Origin of the sequence: Luteolibacter sp. SL250 (assembly GCF_026625605.1) — a bacterium.
Classification (GTDB): domain Bacteria; phylum Verrucomicrobiota; class Verrucomicrobiia; order Verrucomicrobiales; family Akkermansiaceae; genus Luteolibacter.
In genome coordinates, this window is record NZ_CP113054.1 from 1794033 (window position 1) to 1813111 (window position 19079).

16 protein-coding genes are annotated in these 19079 nt (G+C 62.1%); 12 read left to right on the forward strand and 4 right to left on the reverse strand.

The window, feature by feature from the left end; translation table 11 throughout:
* Positions 1-82 precede the first annotated feature (82 nt).
* Positions 83-1975 (forward strand): hypothetical protein, encoded by a 1893-nt coding sequence (locus OVA24_RS07945; protein WP_267674667.1) that lies wholly within the window; start codon positions 83-85, stop codon positions 1973-1975.
* 159 nt (positions 1976-2134) lie between these two features.
* Complete coding sequence (locus OVA24_RS07950) at positions 2135-2728, forward strand: exopolysaccharide biosynthesis protein (RefSeq protein ID WP_267674668.1); 594 nt, start codon at positions 2135-2137, stop codon at positions 2726-2728.
* Positions 2729-2746: 18 nt separating this feature from the next.
* On the opposite strand, the gene OVA24_RS07955 is transcribed toward OVA24_RS07950, so the two are convergent.
* The gene (locus tag OVA24_RS07955; protein WP_267674669.1) at positions 2747-3190 is read right to left on the reverse strand and encodes a hypothetical protein; all 444 of its coding nucleotides are present in this window, start codon (positions 3188-3190) and stop codon (positions 2747-2749) included.
* A 134-nt stretch (positions 3191-3324) separates the two neighbouring features.
* Between OVA24_RS07955 and OVA24_RS07960 the strand changes: the two genes are divergently transcribed.
* A complete protein-coding gene (locus OVA24_RS07960; protein WP_267674670.1) occupies positions 3325-3609 on the forward strand; it encodes a 4a-hydroxytetrahydrobiopterin dehydratase in 285 nt (94 codons plus the stop codon).
* Between the two features lie 213 nt (positions 3610-3822).
* On the opposite strand, the gene OVA24_RS07965 is transcribed toward OVA24_RS07960, so the two are convergent.
* Both OVA24_RS07965 and fbaA read right to left on the reverse strand, forming a co-directional pair.
* Complete coding sequence (locus OVA24_RS07965) at positions 3823-4593, reverse strand: VC0807 family protein (protein WP_267674671.1); 771 nt, start codon at positions 4591-4593, stop codon at positions 3823-3825.
* A 114-nt stretch (positions 4594-4707) separates the two neighbouring features.
* Complete coding sequence (gene fbaA, locus OVA24_RS07970; RefSeq protein ID WP_267674672.1) at positions 4708-5739, reverse strand: class II fructose-bisphosphate aldolase; 1032 nt, start codon at positions 5737-5739, stop codon at positions 4708-4710.
* Positions 5740-5926: 187 nt separating this feature from the next.
* Between fbaA and OVA24_RS07975 the strand changes: the two genes are divergently transcribed.
* The 9 genes from OVA24_RS07975 (at position 5927) to OVA24_RS08015 (ending at position 16864) form a co-directional block, all read left to right on the forward strand.
* Positions 5927-6763 (forward strand): hypothetical protein, encoded by an 837-nt coding sequence (locus tag OVA24_RS07975; RefSeq protein ID WP_267674673.1) that lies wholly within the window; start codon positions 5927-5929, stop codon positions 6761-6763.
* A 109-nt stretch (positions 6764-6872) separates the two neighbouring features.
* Positions 6873-7115 carry an acyl carrier protein gene (gene acpP / locus OVA24_RS07980; RefSeq protein ID WP_267674674.1) on the forward strand — a complete coding sequence of 81 codons (243 nt, stop codon included), beginning with the start codon at positions 6873-6875 and terminating at the stop codon, positions 7113-7115.
* Positions 7116-7214: 99 nt separating this feature from the next.
* Positions 7215-7751 (forward strand): hypothetical protein, encoded by a 537-nt coding sequence (locus OVA24_RS07985; RefSeq protein ID WP_267674675.1) that lies wholly within the window; start codon positions 7215-7217, stop codon positions 7749-7751.
* Positions 7752-7765: 14 nt separating this feature from the next.
* Positions 7766-8677 carry a LysM peptidoglycan-binding domain-containing protein gene (locus OVA24_RS07990; RefSeq protein ID WP_267674676.1) on the forward strand — a complete coding sequence of 304 codons (912 nt, stop codon included), beginning with the start codon at positions 7766-7768 and terminating at the stop codon, positions 8675-8677.
* A 44-nt stretch (positions 8678-8721) separates the two neighbouring features.
* Positions 8722-9675 (forward strand): acetyl-CoA carboxylase carboxyltransferase subunit alpha, encoded by a 954-nt coding sequence (locus tag OVA24_RS07995; RefSeq protein ID WP_267674677.1) that lies wholly within the window; start codon positions 8722-8724, stop codon positions 9673-9675.
* Positions 9676-9875: 200 nt separating this feature from the next.
* A complete protein-coding gene (locus tag OVA24_RS08000; protein WP_267674678.1) occupies positions 9876-11951 on the forward strand; it encodes a DUF4034 domain-containing protein in 2076 nt (691 codons plus the stop codon).
* A gap of 42 nt (positions 11952-11993) precedes the next feature.
* The gene (locus OVA24_RS08005) at positions 11994-14054 is read left to right on the forward strand and encodes a DUF4034 domain-containing protein (protein WP_267674679.1); all 2061 of its coding nucleotides are present in this window, start codon (positions 11994-11996) and stop codon (positions 14052-14054) included.
* Between the two features lie 74 nt (positions 14055-14128).
* A complete protein-coding gene (locus OVA24_RS08010) occupies positions 14129-14575 on the forward strand; it encodes a hypothetical protein (RefSeq protein WP_267674680.1) in 447 nt (148 codons plus the stop codon).
* A gap of 186 nt (positions 14576-14761) precedes the next feature.
* A complete protein-coding gene (locus tag OVA24_RS08015) occupies positions 14762-16864 on the forward strand; it encodes a DUF4034 domain-containing protein (protein ID WP_267674681.1) in 2103 nt (700 codons plus the stop codon).
* A gap of 86 nt (positions 16865-16950) precedes the next feature.
* Here the strand turns inward: OVA24_RS08015 and ppk1 are convergent, their stop codons facing one another.
* Positions 16951-19044, reverse strand: a complete 2094-nt coding sequence (ppk1, locus tag OVA24_RS08020) for a polyphosphate kinase 1 (protein ID WP_267674682.1) — start codon at positions 19042-19044, stop codon at positions 16951-16953.
* Positions 19045-19079 lie beyond the last annotated feature (35 nt).

The window sequence follows — 19079 nt, forward strand, 5'->3', positions numbered from 1 at the left end:
GCGTGCCTTTGGCATTCCATCCGTTGGAAAACCGATTGGATTGACCGCTGGCGGACAAGAGGGGGCGGGATAAGTTAGGGAAATGTCCTCCCTCCGCAGGTTCCGCCTTTCCCGCCGCTGGCGGATCTTCCTGTGGATCCTGGTGGGATTTTCCTCCGTGGTGGTGACGGTCCTCACGCTCGCGCAGGGCCGCATCATCGCGGGGATCGAACAACGGATGCGCGACCGCCTGGAGGCGCGCGGGCTGGAGCCAGAGTGGAGCCGCGCCTCATGGAGTCTGTGGCGCGGCGGAGTGGTGTTCCGCGATTTCATTCTCCACGAGACGGAGGGCGAACGAAAGCAGGTGCTGGAAGTGGAGAGCCTGGCCGTCAGCCTGCCGCCGTCCCAGTGGATCTCCACCGGCTCCCGCACCATGGTCTGGAGCGTCCGCCGCTCGAAGGTGGTCGTGTCCGATGCGGAGGGCCACATCGCGCTGGAGGATGTCTCCGCGAAGTTCCGCTCGCGGCGCGGAAAGATCACCGTGACGGAGGCAAAGGTCCGGCACCGCGGACTGGTCGTGGATCTGGAGGGCGACATCATCACACGGCAGGAACCTCTGCGCCCGCCGCCACGCTTTGTCATGAAGCTGAAGGCGGCGAGGGCGACGCTCGCAGCGCTGGATTTCGACGATGGCACGGGCCGGTTCAAAATCCGCGGAAAATTCACCGTGGATGCCTCCACGCCCGCCTTTGACTGGAGCGCATCGCTCAAGGGAAATGGCAGGGAGGTCAGCCTGAAAGGCGTGCCACTGCGCGACGCGGGGGCGACGGCGGAGCTTTCCTCTCAGGAGGAGTCAGTCATCAACGCGGGCGTCGCGATGGAACATGGCAGGGCGGAGGCGGTCATCCGGCGGCAGGGATGGAAGGGCACTCCGTTCACTTTCGAAGGCACCGTGCAGGACGGGGATGGCAAAAAAGACACGCTCCACGGCAGCCACCACCGGGGGAAATTCCACGTCGCGGAGCTGGAGGGAGACGCGGACTTGTGGTCCATCGCCGGGGACATCCCCATGCTGGCGGACTCCCTCCCTCCGTCGCTGGAGGTCGTCACATTTCCCGCCATCACCGCGCGGGACATCCGCTGGGAAAAGGACGGCGGGTGGAGCGTGGCCCGGTTCTCCACCCGGGGGGCGGGCGCGGTGACCGTTGCCCACGAAGGGAAGAAAGTGGACATCACCGCGCTGACCGGCGGCGGGAGCCTAACCGGTCGCACGTGGTCCCTCCGGGAGGTGCGGGGCGAAGTTTTCGGCGGTAACCTGACCGTGGACGGCGACTACACCGGAGGACGGCTGCGGGACGCCGCCATCAAGGCGTCCGGCGTCCGGCTGGACCGCATCAAGCAGGCCATGGGAAAGGGAAAAACCAGCACTCCCGGCGTCCTCTCGCTTTTCTACACCGGCTCCGCGGATCTCGGCGGGCGGCTGTTCGACGGTGAGGGCAGGATGATGCTGGAGAATGCGCCTGTCATCGAGGTGCCGCTGCTCGACCAGGTGCATGATCTTTTCGCCGCCATCATCCCCGGTGTGGAACGCGCGGAGTCCGGGGAGGGACGGTTCGAGGCGCACTTCACCAGCAGCGGGCACATCGTCAGCGTGGGCAGCTTCGAGGCCAGCGGTGGCACCCTCACCGTGGATGCGCGTGGTCAGGTGGACCTCCGGAAGGAAACCGTCTCCGGCAGCGCCCGTGGAAAGCTCACCGGCCTGCCGGGAGTGGTGACCCAACCTCTCAGCCGTTTGCTGGAAATGGAGGTCACCGGCACGCTGGACCGCATTCACGTCCGGCGGCTGGAGGCGGGTAAGATCATTTCGCAGGCTGCGGAGGGGACGGCGGAAGTGGTGGAGGAGGCCGTCAAGGGAGTGAGGAAAGCAGAGGACCGGGAAAAGCGCCGCAGTCCCAGCAAGCCCGCCCGCTGGTTCGACAAGTGGCGAAAGGAGTGAAGCTGGTAGCGAAGGTCGTGAGACCTTCGACTGAGGGGACGTCCGCTGACAGATCCGCTCCGGTTTCTGATGGACTTCCCCACAGCCGAATCTCTCACGAGATTCGCTACTCCCCGCAGCCGGTTTGACACGCACGGGATCATGCGCATCTTCTAACAGATGGAAAAGCGTCCGGAAAATCTGGAGGAACTGCTCGGTGAGATCCACCGCTGCGCGGAGAAAGCGGACAAGGTGAAGGTGGACGACATTATGGATGCGGTGGGCGGACGTTCATTCGGTCCGCTGCTGTTGCTGGCGGGTGTCTTCGTTTCCGCGCCCGGCATCGCGGACATCCCTGGCGTGCCGACAGTCATCGGCCTCTTCGTCCTCACCATCTCTGTCCAGCTCATCTGTGGCAACGACCACTTCTGGCTGCCGGGCTGGTTGCTCGACCGGAAGATCAAGTCGAAGATCATCCTGAAAATGACGGGGAGCAAGTGGGTGAAGAAGCCCGCCGCCTTCATCGACCGTTTGCTGAAGGAACGCCTGCGATTCCTGACCGGACGTCCCGCGATGATCGGGATTGCGACGGTGACGGCGGTCACCATGCTGGTGATGCCGCTCACGGAGGTGGTGCCCCTCAGCGCGAACGTGGTGGGTGCGGGTGCCATCGCCTTCGGCCTTTCTCTTATCGCAAAGGACGGTGCCATGGCGCTGGCAGGCTTCCTCATCTCCGCCGCGGCCGTCACGCTGGCAGTCGCGGGTGTGGTGTGAGGCCGGAATCCGGCACCATCACTTGATCCGCTCCCAGGAGTCCACCCGGTCACCCGCGAAGGTCACGCTCGCCCTGGTGTAGGGGACATAGACGACCTCCGGTCCCACCATGAAGCGGTAGCCATACGGACGGTAATAGCCACCGTCACCCCAGTAGTCATAGAATCCGTATCCCCCGTGGAAATTGTGGACGAACACCGGACGGCTGCCCGCGTAGTCCCAGCGTTCCGTGCTGCGGCGTCCTTCCTGTCCCTCGTATCTGCTCGCCGGGGTCCCCCAGGCCAGCAGCACCCCATCCTTGGGCATGCCGCGGTCGATTCTCCCTTCCTCCACCAGCGCCTTGTGCTTCGCGCTCAGACGCGCGTATTTCTCCGGATGGGCGGAGATGCGGGTCTGGGGGGTGGAAGGGGCGCAGGCTCCGATGAGCAGGCACACTGTCAGGAGGCTGAAAATCGTCTTCATGATCCTGGAACCTAGGCTTCCCCGTGGCTGATTGCAACATGCCGCAAGGATTTTGCAAAAGTTTGGAAACACAGCTTGCCAACCCTGAATGTCACGCCGCAATCTGCCCGCGAACTTTCCCTCAACACAACCGCATGTCCGACCTGCTCGAAGACGAAGACCTCACCGCCGCACTCAAAAAATGCCCGGAGTGGGAGTATGAGAAAAAATCCATCACCCGTACCGTCGAATTCGAGGAATTCATGGATGCGATCGATTTCGTCAACGATCTCGCCGAGATCGCTGAAGAAGCCCAGCATCACCCGGACATCACCATCCGCCACACGAAGGTGACGCTGAAACTCACCACCCATGATGCGGGCGGCGTGACCGAGCTGGACGTGGAGCTGGCCCAGCGGGTGGACAACCTGGTGGACTGATCCTTTCCCCGAAGAGGCTCCTCCAAGAGCTGGAAAAAGGGGAAGCCTGAGAGTCTGAAAAATGCACCAGCCGGATCTGACGGGATGACCGTCCGCTCCGGCTGTTCCGTGTGCGGGGGGCACCGCCGGTCAGCGGCGGCCCGGCCGCCGAAAGGAAGACAATCCTCCGGATTGTCATTTTGGAGGTAATCCGGAGGATTGCCTTCCTGTCCTTCACCTCGGCAGCATCAGCTCGTCATCTCCCAGGCCGGTCAGTTCGCGCAGCCCCTTCAGCAGATACCGCAGCGTGAAAAACAGGAACGCCAGGATCGGCACGCCGATCACCACGAAGCCCCAGAACGTCAGACGACCGACGATCTCGTTGTAGCTTTCGAGGGCGTTCGCCGCCGTGTGGTCGAACCTGCGGAAGAACCACAGCGCCAGTCCCACGTTCATCAGCGAGCTGACGAAGAACGAGAAGGCGAACATCCGCGTCGCGTTGCGCAGCAGTTGGAGATACGGCGCGTCCTTGCCCAGGTCAGCGATGATCTTACGGATCTTCGGGATGTCGAAGATGCTGTCATTGTAGAGGAATACGTTCAGCAGCGGCGTCGCCGTCCGTGCGGATGCCAGCACCGCCACGCCCAGCATCAGCGGGATGGAGCCTTCCTTCAGGCCGAACAGCAGTCCGGCGTTCTCCTTCACCGTGCCGTCCTTGTTCCACAGATACAGCGTCAGGCCGCCCGTCAGCAGCACGGAGAAAAGCCCGATGGCGGAGAACAAGTTGAACTTCCGCGTCTGGATGAACGACCAGATCCCGTAGAAGAAGGGCAGCGCCAGCGCGATGATCATCGCGTAAAGCGGGCCGATGTGCCATGGCCTCACTTCCTTGCCCAGCTTCTGCTGGATCTCCGGATCCTTGCTCAGGTAGCTGAGCACCAGCACCGGGATGATGACATTGATGAGGATGTTCGCGAGCGGGTTGTCTTTCGGCTTCTGGGACACGCCGGGGAGGAAAGCAGGGATGGTGGATTCCGGAAACGAAAAAGCGGAGCCCCATGGGGACTCCGCTTTTTGGAAATGGATGAAGATGCGGACTGAAGTCCGCGCTCCATGGGATCAGACGGTGCCGAAGATGGTCTTGCCGCTGGAGCGGAGCTCGTCGCAAGCCTGCTTCATGCGGTCGCAGAGACCTTGCTCGCCCTTCTTGAGGTAGGAGCGTGGGTCGTAGTGCTTCTTGTTGCCGACTTCGCCGTCGATCTTGAGCACACCTTCGATGTTCGAGCAGATGTGGGTGACGATCGGGCGGGTGAAGGCGTACTGGGTGTCGGTGTCGATGTTCATCTTCACGACGCCGTAGTCGAGGGTCTCCTGGAGGTCTTCGCTGGAGGTGCCGGAACCACCGTGGAACACAAGGTCCATCTCGGCGGCCGCGCCGTGCTTGTCCGTCACGGCCTTCTGGCCGTCGCGGAGGATGCTCGGCTTCAGCTTCACCGCGCCGGGCTTGTAGGCGCCGTGCACGTTGCCGAAGGTGGCGGCGAAGAGGAAGCGGCCGATCGGCTGGAGCGCTTCATAGACTTCGAGCATGTCCTCTGGGGTGGTGTAGAGCTTTTCGGCCGGGAGGCCGGAGGTGTCGTGGCCGTCTTCCTCACCGCCGACGCAGCCGGCTTCCACTTCCAGGATGATGCCCAGGTCGGCGCACTCCTTGAGGAGTTCCTTGGAGATAGTGAGGTTTTCCTTCAGGTCCACCACGGAACCGTCGAACATGTGGGACTGGAACAGCGGGCCCTTGCCGGCGGCAACGCGCTCGCGGGAGGCCTGGAGGAGGGGCTTGAGGAAGCTTTCCACCTTCTCCGGGTGGCAGTGGTCGGTGTGCAGGGCGATGAGCACGTTGTGCTTCTCCGCAAGGAGGTGGCAGGCTTCCGCCAGGACGATCGCGCCGAAGGCGGCGTTCTTCACGGACAGGCCGGATGCGAATTCACCGCCGCCGGTGGAGATCTGGATGATGCCGTCGGACTTCGCGTCGGAGAAGGCCTTGAGGGCACCGTTGATGGTGGTCAGCGAGGTGACGTTGATGGCCGGGTAGGCGTAGCTGCCCTTCTGGGCGGCGTCCAGCATGGCGCGGTATTGTTCTGGAGTGGCGATTGGCATGACGGCGGAGTGCGTAACCAAGGGGAGGCCTTCCGACAAGCGGGAATTCCCGTCGGGAAAACGGCCGGCGGTGGGTGGACGTGGGGCATCCGACAACCATCCGCCCCACCTCCATGGCACCGGGGCAGGATGCCAGCGGGGCTTCCGTACTTGCCATGCACTGGGAATCCGGGTTTTGTCCCACCCGATGCCGACCGCTTCTCCCGATGCCATCGTCTGCAAGCCCACGCCGTGGTTCCTGCTCCGTGCGGTGGCCATGCTGCTGATGTTTTCCGTCTTCGCCGTTTATTTCGCTTACGACGGCGCGATCGGCTACCGGAAGAAAAACCACGTGTTCTATCTGGCGCAGTCCTTCGAAGAGGCGGTCAAAGCGTTCAATGCCAAGGGTGATGCCCTGACGGAGGCGGAGTGGAAAAGCTTCGCCGCCACCCAGAGCGTGAAGTTCCCGGAGGATCCCTATATCCTGCCGAAGGATCTGAAACAGCCCATGCCCTGGCCGGAGATCCTCCATGACTTCGCAAAGGTGAAGGAACGCCGGCAGTGGACGCTGCTGTGGCAGGACTACTCCGCGGAACACGGCTACGCCAGCAAGCCGCCGGAGGAGCCGATGACGAAGCGCGAGATCGACCAGCAATGGATCTGCGTCGTCGTCTGTGTCATTCTTTCCCTGGTCACGGCGTTTTTCCTCATCCGGACCTTCCGCCGCCGCATCGTGGCGGATGAGGAGGGCATTACCTCCCAGGAGGGGAAACGGGTGCCCTACACGGATCTCAAGACGCTGGACCTCAGGAAGTGGGACAACAAGGGCCTCGCCTTCGCCGGGTATGACGGCGTTTCCGGCAAGGGCCGCCTCCGCATCGACGGCCTGACCTACGGCGGATTCAAAAAAGAGGACGGCCAGCCGGCGGAAAAGCTGATGGAACGCATCCGCTCGAAATTTTCAGGGGAAATCATCGAATTCGTCCGTGCGGAGGAAATTTCCGACGGGGAACAGGAAGGGAAATCAGCCCCGGAAGACGGGTGAAACACAGCTCCCGCGCGGATTTACCCGGCAACCGCTGTTTTCAGGGTTGCCAAGTCCGCCAGCGGCGCGATAACCAACCGCAACGCCAACCAATCAACCAAAGCAGCCCATGTCTGACAAAAGCATCGAAGAACGCGTAAAAGATATCATCGTTGACCAACTCGGCGTCAGCGCCGACCAAGTGACCCCTGAGGCGAAGTTCGTCGAGGACCTCGGTGCCGACTCCCTCGACACCGTCGAACTGGTGATGGCTTTCGAAGAGGAATTCGACATCGAAGTTCCTGACGAAGAAGCCGAAAAGCTCCAGGCTGTCGGCGACGTCGTGACCTACATCAACAGCCAGCAAGGCTGATCAAGCGGCAGGCGTACGCTTTCGGAAAGGGCGGACTCCTCGCGGATGTCCGTCCTTTTCTTTGCAATGCGCCCGAATGAGCGGAGATTCCCCCGGCTGATGCATTCCCCGGACAACATCCAATACGCGCTGGAGATGACGAAGGTGCTCCGCGAGCCGGATCGCCGGATCGAGACCTTCGGCGAGACCCGCTTCGAGTTCCAGCTCATCAGCGAGCTGTTGGACCGCAACAACGAGGTCAGGGTGCGCACGGGTGAGGTGGAGGCCATGCGGCCGCGCATCTTCCGGCCGGACGGCTACCGGGGTATCGAGCTGGAGGGCTTCAACGACGACGCCCGCGCCCGGCTGGACGCGCTGGTGCGGAAGTTCAAGGAGCAGGGCAGGGATCTCGCCTTCCTCCAGTACGGGTTCCAGTTCAAGCGGGGCCACGTGCAGGAGGAAATCATCCACGACTCCATCGACGCCGTCCGGGAGCGTGTTATGGAGGACATCCGCCGTACGGGGAATCCCTCGCTGGCGGTCATCGAGGGCGTGGACGACGCCTGGGAGATCTCCATCCTGAAGTTTTCCTTTGAAATGATCCTGCGTTCCCAGGAGATCAACGCATTCGACTTCAAGAGGCGGGGACTGTTATAACCCCGTGTGTCATCATGAGACTGTGGTTTCTGGTCAAGTTGGTCGCCCTTTTCGCCGTGCTCGGCGTCATGGGATTCACGGCGATGTTCCTCTACCACATCCTCGTCGCCCCGATGGGCGGCGTGTTTGAGAAGCTGATCCCCAATCCGACGGAGATCGTCAAAAAAGAGCCGGATGTGGATTTCGCGAAGATGCTGGATTCCGCCGAGTTGCCGGATATTGATCCGGGGGAAAAGGCGTTCCAGAAGGCGCACGAACTGCTCGCGCTCGACCAATACACGGAGGCCCGCGAGAAGCTCGCCGCCATCGTGAATGTTTTCCCCACTTCTCCGTCGGCACCCATCGCCCGCCGCATCGTGGGGGATATGAACATGGACGAGGTGCTGTCCACGGCCCACCGGGAGGGAAAGACCGTCCATGTGGTGAAACGCGGGGACTCCTTCCTCGGCATCGCGGGGAAGAACAAGACCTCCCTGGACATGATCATGTATCTGAACGGCATGTTCGAGCTGGGCAACATCCAGCCCGGGGACGAACTCATCGTCATGCCGCTGGAATACCGGCTGCTCATCGAACCACAGCGCATGGCGGTTTCCATCTGGGATGGCGGCAGGTTCCTGCGGGAGTATCCCATCATCCGCATCGGCTCAGGCACCCCGCTCGGAAACCAGAAAACCGCCATTGAATCAAAGGGCGCGATGCTCGGAGGTAAACGCCTCCAGCCGCAGGCGAAAGGCTACCGCGGGGCCGCGAAGTACATCCAGTTCACCAAGGTCCCGGTCCCGCTGCTGGCGGACGACCCGACCACCAGCGACGACGACAAGGAAGGTGCCCGCGGCATCTTCCTCAGCGGTCCGGACATGGAGGAGCTGAATCTTCTCACCCGCGCCGGAAATGAGGTGGAAATCCGCAATCCGAAACGCTAACGTCCCTCCCAGCGGCCCGTCCGCCATCATTTTTCCCACCGAACATGCAGCTTCTCGAATTCGAAAAACCCGCCGCCGAGCTTGAACGCGAACTGGAGAAACTGCGCGCAAAAGCAGCGTCGCAGAATATCGACATGTCTGCGGAGATCTCCATCATGGAGGGGAAACTGGCCGAAACCCGCGCTTCGATCTACAGAAACCTCACACCCTGGCAGCGCGTCCAGATCGCCCGTCACACGAACCGCCCGTTCATGCTCGACTACGTCGCACTCGCCTTCACGGACTTCTACGAACTGCATGGTGACCGTCACATCGGTGATGACGCATCCATGCCCGGAGGTTTCGCGCGGATCGGAAACCAGCGCGTGGTCGTCATCGGCCACCAGAAGGGCCGGGACACTAAGGAGAACCTCAAGCGCAACTTCGGCAGCGCCCACCCGGAAGGCTACCGCAAGGCGCTCCGCCTGATGAAGATGGCGGAAAAGTTCGGCCTGCCCGTCATCACCCTCATCGACACCCCCGGAGCCTTCCCCGGCATCGGCGCGGAGGAGCGCAACATCGCGGAAGCCATCGCCTTCAACCTGCGGGAAATGATGCTTCTCAAGGTTCCCGTCATCGCCGTCGTCCTCGGCGAAGGTGGCTCCGGTGGTGCACTCGGCATCGGCGTCGCGGACCGCGTCCTCATGCTGGAGAACGCCTACTACTCCGTCATCAGCCCGGAAGGCTGCGCCGCCATCCTCTGGAAGCACCGCAAGCACGCCCCGGAGGCCGCGGAAGCCATGAAACTCGTCGCCCCGGACCTGATGAAGCTCAACCTCATCGACGACGTCATCGCGGAGCCGACCGGTGGCGCCCACCACGATCACCGGGCCACTGCGGACGCCTTCAGGGACACCATCCTCCGTCACCTGGAGGACCTGAAAAAGCTCCCCGTCCAGAAGCTCCTCGACCAGCGCTACGAAAAGTTCCGCGCCTTCGGCGCGTGGCAGGGCAAGTGACGCCCGGTGGGAAAGGATGACAATCCTCCGGATTGTCATCTGGGGCAATCCGGAAGCTTGCCTCCTTTCGTCGTGGCTTTCGTTGCGGAGACCTGAGGTGCCTTCCGCCATCCACCACACTCCACGGCGGGCTGCCCTGGAGCTCCCGCATTGGGCCGTCTTTTCTTGTCCATCCCGGATTATTGCCTGACACTCGTCCGATGAACTCCCTCCGGTTTCTTTGTCCCGCCGCTCTGTTGTGGATCTGCCTCTTCGTCGATTCCTCCGGACAGGGTAAGGATGCTGACAAACTGAAGCGCATGAATGCGCGGACCTTGGAGGCAAAGGAGCTCCCTGAAACCGTAGGATGGTTGGAGGATACGGAGGGAAAGGTGAAAGAGCGCGCCACCCGCGCGTTGCTCGCCGGGCCGGAGGCACTGGAAGAACTTGCCCAGCAGCTCCGCAGGAATGAGATGAAGGACAAGGATGGCCGCTATACCACCCCCTACTTCTACCGCCAGATCGCGCTGGGTGGTGATCCTATCAGGGGGGAGAAACGGAGGGCCTATCAGAAGCGGGTGTTCGGGGAGTGGCTGGAGAAATTCCCCCGGTCGGAGGCTGCGATGCTGGCGCAGGCCCGTCTCCATGCGGAGTTGGCCAATGACACGAGGCTCATCCCCAACGGAAAGGATGTGGAGGGCACCAAATGGATCCGGATGCGGCGTGATCTGGAGGCGTCCGCCGCGTTTCTCGAAAAATCATCCGCTCTCCGCTCGGTGGATCCCGCATGGATGAATACCTATTTCGTCACGGTGGACCAGTTGGGGGATGACACGGATGGCCTGGAACGGGGAACCGTGGAGTTGATCCGGAAATTTCCGGATTGCGGCTACGTTCTCTCCCGCGCGGTTCTGAACCGCGTTGATCGCCGGGAGCCGGATGAGCGGGAGAATTTGGCCCCTTGGCTCAAGCGGCATTTGGATACGCTGCCGCCTGACACCGCCGCAAAGCTGTATGCCCTCACCTACGCCGGGTTCGGGAACCATCGTGGCTATTCTGCAGCGCGGGGCTACCTGCCACTGGAGAGGGAGCGTATGTTGAAAGGGCTGGAACTGTTGGCCGCGGAGTATCCGGACAGCATCGTGATCGCCACGCAGGAAGTCGCGCTGCGCTGCTGGGTCCTGGAGGACCGGGCCGGAGCGCTGGCAGCGCTCAAACGGGCCGGCAACATCCTCGATGTGGAATTCATGGTGGGCACCAAGGACGGTTATAAGATCGCCGTCAGCTTCATCCGCTCCACACCTTGGAACCCCCAGGAGATGGGTGTCCCCGCCTTTTCCGGTTACTTCAGTGAAACCCCGCCGGATCGGGGCACCATCATGCGGAAGGCCTGTGCCGCCGGCCCCGCCGCGCTGGAGGAACTCATCAAAAAAATCCGCTCCGAAAGTCCGTTGGATCAGCACGGGAACTCGAATGCCGCACGCTTCTTCAGTTGGTTCAACGTCAAGGAAACGAATCTATACACCGCGGAGCTGCGCTTGGCCCATGCGGACCTGTTGGAGCGCTGGCGGAAGGAATATCCGGCATCGCCGGACGCCCAGCTTGCGTCCGCCCGCTACTGGATCAGCCGTGCTTGGGATGCCCGCGGGACAACCTACGCCAACGAGGTCGGGGAAAACCAGTGGAAGGGCTTCGCCGAAGGGTTGGCCCAGGCGAGAAAGCACCTCACGGCGGCGAAAGAACTGCAGCGGACGGATCCCGCATGGACGGATGTGGCGCTGGATCTGTTGCTCGGTGAAGGGGATCCGAACGATGAATTCGAAGATATCACGGATGTGATGTTCAGCCATTTCCCGGAATGCCCGCAGACACTCGGTGGGGCTCTCTATTCATTCCGTCCGAAATGGGGCGGCAAGGCCGGTGCATGGGAACCTTGGGTGCGGGAAAAGACCAAAGCCCTGCCGGAGGATGTCCGTGCCCGCACCTATGCACAGGCGGTGATCATGGATGCCGGCTATGCCTTTTTCTCGAAGGAGAACGAAAAGGAGATTTTCGGAGGGAAGAAACCGGACATGGACCTGCTGTGGAAAGGCATTGCCTCCCTGCGGGAGAAGCATCCGGATTCCATCCGCTATCCCAGCGCGGAGGCCATGTTCCACTGCAAATATTCCGGAAAGGCGGCCCTCGCCCTGAAGGAGATCAAAAAACTGGATGGGAAAGTCGATCTGCGGGTGTGGTACAGGTATGACTACTATGAACGCTGCACCAACTGGCTGGCATGGAAATTGATGGAATGAGTCATGTCTTGATGGCACGGAACATTTTACATATCCCCCTTGATGATGAATCTCCGTATCTGCATTCCCGCGATTGCTTTCCTGCTTGCAGACATCGCCCCCGGCCAGGCGAAGAACCCACTTTCCGGCACGAACCCGATGTCCCGGCGGTTGGCCGCGGACTCAGTGCCGCCTGTCACCGAATGGCGTGAGGACGATACGGAAGGAAGGGTGACCGCGAGGACGGCGGAGGCCATCGCGGCCGGGCCGGACGCCATGGAGAAGTTGGGCCAACATCTCCTCACAGCGGAGTCGAAGGACGGTGACGGCCGCTACACCATGCCATATTTCTACCGCGAACTCGCTTCGCCGAAGGGCAGGCCGCAGGACATCCACACCATGGTCGGGGAGTGGCGGGCGAAGTGCCCGCAATCGCTCGTGGCGATGGTTGCGGAAGCGGCTTCGCTCAACGGTAGGGCCGTCGCTGCCATCGGGGACTCCGGGGAGGCACCGACCCTGGATGACAACTACCAGCGGGTGGCGGATATCTGCGCCCGCTCGTTGGCCCTGCTGGAGAAGTCGAAGGAGCTGGCGGACAAGGACCCCGGCTGGCATGTCACGAAGCTGGTGACCATCCGCGTCACGGACCATAACCGGGAGGCGTTCGAGAAGGCGGTGGACCATGCGTTGCAGCATTTCCCTGACAGCGGCTACATCCTTTCCCGTGCGGTGATGCAGATCCGGCCGGAGTGGGCGGGTGACCGCCTCGCCTGGGAACCATGGCTCCGTGGAAAGCTGGCGAAACTGCCCCCGGACGTGGCCGCGAAGGCCTATGTCAGGACCATCGCCGAGCTGTCGATCTCTGTGGGCCAGAACGCGAGCATGACCTTGACCGGCGTGGTGCCGGATCTCGGCATGATCCACCGCGGCTGGGAGGCGTGGGCGAAGGATTATCCCGCCAGCATCGGTCTGGCCAGCGAGCAGGCCGCCCTCGCAGCGTGGGGGGTGCTCGACCAGGCCGCGATCCAGTCAGCGCTGCGCCGCGCGAATGGCAAGCTGGATGGCATGTTCACCCCCAAATCATCCTATGAAAATCTCCTCTACCATTTGAAGTCCATCCCCTGGGACCCGAAGATGGTGGGGCTGCCGGACATCAAGTCGTTCGTCCGGGATGACGTCGCCTTCACGGCGCGGGTCGTGGAGGCGGCTGCGGATGGTCCGAATGCGCTGGAGGATATGGTGAAACACCTCCACACCTCGGAGCAGCGTGACGCGGACGGGAGCTACAACGCATTCGCCTTCTACCAATGGTTCCAGCAGGACATGCCTTACCTGACCCAGTTGAGGGAGTCGATGGAACGGCAGAAGCTGCTGGCAGCATGGGAGAAGGAATTCCCGGCTTCGCCCTACGCGAAGCTGGCATCCGCCCATCACTGGGTGGCCCGCGCCTGGGCGGCACGCGGCGCCAGCTACGCTGGTGGTGTCTCCGACAGCCGTTGGGCGGGATTCCGCTACGGTCTGTTGAAAGCCTCGGAGTATCTGAAGCAGTCGCAGGAACTGCGGGAGACGGAACCCGCGTGGTTCACCGCCGTCGTGCAGGTGATGATGGGATCCGGGCAACTCGACCTCCAGAGCGATCAGTTCAAGGCGCTCGCCGAGCCGATGTTCAAAAACTTCCCCGAGTCCCGCGAATGCCATCTCATGCTCGCCTTTGCGACCGCGCCGCGTTGGGGCGGTGAGTCCGGTGAGTGGGAGCCGTTCCTGCGCGAGGGTCTTGCCGGCCTGCCGGAGGATGCGAGTGCCCGCGCCTATGCCTCCGCCGTCATCGCCAACGAGGGTTACGCCATGCGCTATCCGGACCAACGGAAGGAGCGTTACGGAAGCATCAAGCCGGACAAGGTGCTGGTGCGCAAAGGCCTGAGATCCCTGGCGGAGAGATTTCCCAAGAGCACCTACGTCACCAATGCGGAGGCCATGTGGTACAGCGGCTATGATGAGAATGCGGACCTTGCCTATGACGCCATGCAGCGCCTGAACGGCAAGCTCGATCTGCGCGTGTGGGACGACTACGACAACTACCACCGCTGCGTGCGCTGGGTCACCTGGAAGGCATACGGCAAGTGAAGGCGCGTGGGTCTTGGTCGCTCCGCCTGATGACGATTGCGCGGAGGAGCCCCATCTGCTAGCCATTGGTCCCCATGGATGGGTTCGAGGGCATCTTCCAATACATCGCCATCGCCGGCCTGGTTCTGGGCCTGCTGGTGAAGCCATGGGATGTCAGCCGGGTGAGGACCGCCATCCGCCGCAAGGGCGGGAAGGTGACCAAGCTGGAGACCGGTCCCTACAGCTCCGGCTGGCTGGTCGGAATGAACTCCACCATCCACCAGGTCGAATACACGGATGATGACGGGGAAACCCACCTCGCGGAAGTGTCGACTTCCTTGCTGATGGGGCTCTCCTTTGTCTCCGACATCATCATGCCGAAGGCCAGACTGCTGCGGAAGAACCCGAAGAACCCGGAAGCGGCGGCCGCCGCGCGGAAAGCTTCCGGCCACCACTACCCGGAGTTTCCTTCAGATCTCAAGGTGGATGAGAGCCGACGCCCGCGCCAGCGAATGGCGTGCCGGCCGCAACGGGATGGTTAGGCACAAATGCCGGCAAGGGATGAAGGAATTGTGATCGGTGGACCTTGCATTCGGGTTTGCGGTGCGGCGATTTCCTGCGGAAGCCTTATGTCATTCGGAGAGGTGCCGCGCGGTGGGGTTTATGATCATCCGATGATATGGCTTCCAAGCCTTGCCCTGCTTCCATCGGTCGTCCATATACCGGGTATGCTTATCCGTTGGTCCCTGGTCTTCTGCTCGCTTTCGGTCATGGTTCTCAGTCATGCCGGCGCGCAGGATTCGCCGCCCGGAAAGCTCGTCAATCCACGGACACAGGTACTGAAGGTGAAGGAGCTGCCTCCCCTCTCCGGATGGGTGGAGGATACCGAAGGTGGTATCAGGGCGCGGTCGGAAATGGCATTGCTGGAAGGAGTGGAAGCCTTGGAGAATATGGCGGCGGAGCTGCTTGCCAAAGAGATGCGTGACAAGGACGGTCGCCACACCACGCCCATTTTTTTTGAGGGAATCACGGGTGAGGGCGGGAGGATTGATGGCAGGCCGAGGCTGGAATACCAGTTGGAGGTTTGTGCTGAATGGCGACGGCGCTTTCCTCAATCCCGTGCCGCCATGCTTGCGGAGGCACGGCTGTGTTCGCTTCAGGCCCACTATGCGATCTATTCAGGCAGGGGTGTGGCGGACGCAGATGACATCTGGAAGGTGGCTGGCGGTTTCATCGACCGTTCGATGGCCCTGTTGGAACAGTGCCGGGATTTCCGCAAGGTCGATCCTGCATGGTATGCCGCCTACTTCCAGGTGGTGGTGAAGTCAGACCTCGACCGCCCGGCGTTCGACAGGCTGGCGGCGGAGCTGGTGAATGACTTTCCCGGGGATTCCCTGTCCCTTTCGAAAGCCGTCAAGTGCCTCTACGCCGAATCCTTTGGCAAACCCGGGGAGTGGGAACCGTGGCTGCGCGGTTTGCTCGGGAACCAATCCCCGGAAGACCGGGCGAAACACTATGCCCGCGTGCTGTATGAGATCGGTGTCACCGATGGTTACGGCTCCGCCGGACCGGCATTCCTATGGCATTGCGCGATCGATGCGGAGCTGCTCGCGTCTGGCATGGATCTGCTGTCAAAACAGTATCCTGATAGTGTCTGGCTTGGCTCCGCGCATGCATCCGCTGCTGCGACCTGTTTGCGGGACCGCCAGCTCGCGTTCAAATACCTCAAACTTGCTGGAGGACACCTGCACATGGATCATATCGGTGGAAAGGGCGGCTATGATTCCGCTCTCGCGTTCATCGGCCAGGTGCCGTGGGATCTGGGTAAAGTCGGCGGCCCCCGCATTATTGCCCGCAGCTTCGGAGATGATCCGGAGTTTTCCCACAGAATGGACGAGGCCGCCGCGCGGGGACCTGCGGCGTTGGAACAGTTGATCAGGACCATCCGTTCCACCGACGGTGGCAGGGACGAGGATGGTCTCTATTACAGCGAGCGGTTTTTCGGCTGGTTCAGGGAGAAACCGCGGAACATCGCGCAGGAGAAGCGGCGCATCCTCAAACAGGAACTGGTCGCAAAATGGTCCGCGGAGTTTCCTGCGTCTCCGTTTGCGAAACTTGCCTCCGCCAGCTATTGGGCGCATAGTGCGTGGAACGCGCGCGGCGGATACCATGCCGGTGCTGTGGAAGACGTACAGTGGAAGGGGTTTGGAACCCGCCTCGGACAAGCGCGCAAAGATCTCATGGCATGCAGGGAACTGCGCGATGACGAACCTGTCTGGTCGTCCGTCGCGCTCATGATCATGAAGGGCGAGGGAATGGACCGGGAGGAATTCGACGCGCTCTCCGATCATGTTTTCATCAGGTTCCCGGAATGCACCGACGCGGTGCTCCAGACCATGGATCTGCTGCAGCCAAAATGGTACGGCAAGCCCGGCGAATGGGAACCTTGGTTGCGCGCGCGGCTGAAGGATCTGCCGGAAGAACAACGTTCCATGGCTTACGCACGGGCTATGATCACCGTCCTCGGGTATGCGAGAAGTTCAAAGACGAATCTGCAGAATGTCTTTGGCGGGAAAAAACCGGACGTGCTTTTGCTGCTCGGTGGGCTGCGTCTGCTCGCAGCGAAGTTTCCGGATAGCAAGCTGATCGCCAATGCGCAGGCGATGCACTTTGGCCTCTACTCGGAAGAGTCGGATACCGTTTACAAGGCGTTGCAGAAGATGGATGGAACGATTGACCTGCGGGTATGGTCCAAATACTCCGCCTATGAACCCTGCGAAAATTGGATCGCGCGCCTGCGGACGGAGGCGGCTCTGAAGGCAGCCAGATGATCAGCATGCTGAATCGTTACGGAAGATGTCTTGTCCGTTCGTGAAACGGGTATGAGACCACGGCACGAGCCGTCTCCACATCCCATTCACTCCACCGGCACGTGCGGCTCGAAGGTCATCGCCCGTTCGTGTTCGCGGGCTTTCGCGGCCTGCCTGGCCTGCTGGTAGAATTGTTCCTGCACGCGGAACGCCTTCTTGCCCTTCGCCCGGACGATCCGCTGGGAGGTGCCGTCGGGCAGGATGCGGGAGGCCTGCGTGTTGTCCTGGAAGTAGGCGTCCAGGATGCGGATGAGGCGGCGTTTCAGTGGCGGTGCGTCGATGGGGATCATCAGTTCCACCCGCTTCTCCAGATTCCGGGTCATCCAGTCCGCGGAAGCGATATAGACCTGGGAATCCCCACCCTGGTGGAAATGGAAAAGGCGGGCGTGCTCCAGGAAACGGTCAATGACGGAGATGACCTCGATGTTCTTCGAGTGCTTCGCGTCGCCCGGTTTCAGACAGCAGATGCCACGGATGTTGAGTTTCACCTCAACCCCGGCTTGGGAGGCCTTGTAGAGAGCGGCGATGATATCGGGATCCTGCAGGGAGTTCACCTTCGCGGTGATCTTCGCAGGCAGCCCCTGTCCGGCCCGGTCCGCCTCGCTGGCGATGAGGTCCAGCAGCTTCGGCTTCATCGCGGTGGGGGCGGGGACCAGGCGCTGGAAGCGCAGCAGTTTGGAACGCCCTGTGACGGCGTTGAAGAAGAGTGAGGCGTCGTTGCCGTAGTCAGGCTTGCAGGTGAGGTAGGAGAGGTCCGTGTAGAGGCGGGAGGTGGACTCGTTGTAGTTGCCCGTTCCCAGGTGGACGTAGCGGCGCAGGCGTCCGGACTCCCGGCGGACGACCAGGCAGATCTTCGCGTGCGTCTTCAGGCCCTTCACCCCGTAGACGATCTGCGCGCCTGCGCGGCGGAGTTCGTCCGCACGGTCGAGGTTGCGGGCTTCATCGAAACGCGCCTTCAGTTCCACCAGGGCGGTCACGTGCTTGCCGTTCTCCGCCGCCTTGATCAATGCGTCGATGATGCGGGACTGGCGGGCGGTGCGGTAGAGCACCTGTTTGATGGCGATCACGTCGGGGTCCTCCGCCGCTTCCTCGATGAGTCGCAGCACCGGCTCGAACGATTCATAGGGATGGAAAAGCAGCAGGTCGCCGGAGGCGATGGTCTCGAACATGGTCGAGCCGGGCGTGATGGCGGGGGAGAGCTGGCCGGGCCAGTCGGCGTCGCGGAGGTGGTCGAAGCCGGAGAGGAACGCCACATCCATGAAGGAGGAAAGTCCAGGCGGCCCGTCCATCTGGTAGACTTCCTGCGGGCTGGCGCCGGTAACCTTCTGGATGATGCGGGCGAGGTCGCGCGGTGCGTCCTCACGCAGCTCCAGCCGCACGGTGTCCGCGAAGCGGCGGGCGGTCAGCACATCCTCCATCTCGCCTGCAAGGTCGGTCGCGTCCTCCTCCTGTACGGCCATGTCGCCGTTGCGGGTGACGCGGAAGACGGTGGTGGCGGTGACATTCTCACCGGGGAAAAGCTGGTCGGCATGCGCGGCCACCAGATCCTCGATGAAGAGGAAGGATGCACCCTCGCCATCCGTGGAGATGGGCACGCGGCGGCCCACGCTTTCCGGGATGGGGATCACGGCGTGGCGTACGGCCTGGGTTTCCGGGTCGAGCAGGCGGCAGGCCACCACGATCTGGAGACCGGGCACCTGGAGCGCCGGGCCGTCCGGATCGATGGCCAGCGGGGTGAGCAGGGGGAAGACCCCATCTTCAAAAATGACGGAAGCCTGTGCCGCCTGGGTCAGGTTCAGGTCGCGGACGGAGAGAAGGCGGATCTGGTGCTTCTCCAGCGCGGGGAGCAGCACGTTGTTGAGCAGGGAGTATTGATCCGCGCACATCCGGAGGATGCGGGTGCGCAGCAGGGCCAGGTTCTTCACCGGGGTGAGGCCGGACAAGTCAGGCGTCTTCCGCCCGCTGCGGCGCATGAGCATGAGGCTGCCGATGCGGACCTGGAAGAACTCATCGAGGTTCGACGCGGTGATCGCCAGGAACTTCAGCCGTTCCAGCAGCGGCAGGTCGTCGCGCAGGGCTTCGTTGAGCACCCGCTGGTTGAATTCGACCCAGGAAAGTTCGCGGTTGAGGTAGGGGATCATGGGAGAAAAATTTCCAGTGTTCAGTTTTCAGTTTT